The organism is Vibrio sp. Vb0304 (assembly GCF_033338995.1).
In the GTDB taxonomy this organism is placed as follows: domain Bacteria; phylum Pseudomonadota; class Gammaproteobacteria; order Enterobacterales; family Vibrionaceae; genus Vibrio; species Vibrio alginolyticus.
Map to the genome: position 1 here is coordinate 1 of NZ_JAWOTT010000159.1, position 1333 is coordinate 1333.

A 1333-nucleotide genomic window follows, 5' to 3' on the forward strand; every position below is an offset into this window, starting at 1 on the left:
CACAGCAACGCCCGCCGTTATTGAAGACATGAAAAATAAATTCGATATTGCGAGTGACCACATTACTGTAACTGGCTTTTACCGTTCGAACCTCGATATTTCAGTCATCCCTTGCGAAGAGTCCGAAAAGCAAACGCAACTCAAGACGATTGTCGCCGCAGCCCCTAAACTGCCAACCATCGTTTACGTAACGCAACAGCAAACTGCAGAGCAAGTGGCTAAATCATTGATCCACATTGGCGTTAACGCTCATGCGTATCACGCGGGAATGAAAAGTGAAGTTCGTGAGCAAATACAACAGCAATTTATGGCGGGCCAAATTGACTGCATTGTGGCCACGATTGCCTTTGGGATGGGTGTCGACAAATCCGATATTCGCCGAGTGATTCACTTTGATCTACCTAAATCCATTGAAAACTATGCACAAGAAATAGGTCGAGCAGGACGCGACGGACAACGCTCTGAATGCATTCTGCTTGGCAATACTTCTGGGCTAACTGTATTAGAAAACTTTGTGTTTGGCGACACGCCTGAGCGCTCTTCGATTAGTTATGTATTGGGTCAAATCAAAGAGCACCAACCTCAGTGGGAAGTCGTGCCACTACGTTTGTCTCGCGAGAGCAATATCCGCCAGTTACCACTCAAGACGCTGTTGGTGTATTTAGAGCTTGCGAAAGTGATCGAAGCTAAGTTTAGCTACTTTGCCGAATATCGATTCAAATTCCTACAAGATCAGCAATTCATCGTTAACCAATTCCAAGGAGAACGACGCGAGTTTGTAGAAGCCATTTTCACTTGTTCAACCAAAGCGAAAGTATGGTGCCAAGTCGATCTCGATGCTCTTTGGATGCATTATCACTCGGAACGTAGCCGCGTTGTCGCTGCACTGGATTACTTTCATCAGAATGGTTGGGTTGAACTAGAAAGCAAGCAGCTAACCGATGTGTATTCCGTCTTACCTGAGACACAGAATATCGAAGACATCACGCAGCATCTGTACGAGCTGTTCCAGTCTAAAGAGCGCAAAGACATCGACCGAATTCACGCCATGCTGGGGTTATTCCAATCGTCAGATTGTTTAAGTCATCAATTAGCCAGTTACTTTGCCGACCACAATGCCCCTGCTCACTGCGGTCATTGTTCTGTGTGTCGAGGACAGAGAGCAGTGTTCCCACCTCGGATTTACGATCAACCTGAACCAGCAGTCGCCTCCGCTTGGATTGCAGAGTTTGTCCAACTTTCCCCTTCTGCAATCAGTAACGAAGCCATCGCCCGATTCTTATGTGGCATCAGCACGCCGTTGACCAGCCAACTTAAAGCCTCAAAGCTATCT

At 46.9% G+C, this 1333-nt stretch carries 1 protein-coding gene; it reads left to right on the plus strand.

Annotated features, from left to right (window positions below):
• Positions 1 to 1333 (plus strand): helicase-related protein (locus tag R7P35_RS24635; protein ID WP_318092975.1); only part of this gene is annotated, 1333 nt, incomplete at both ends.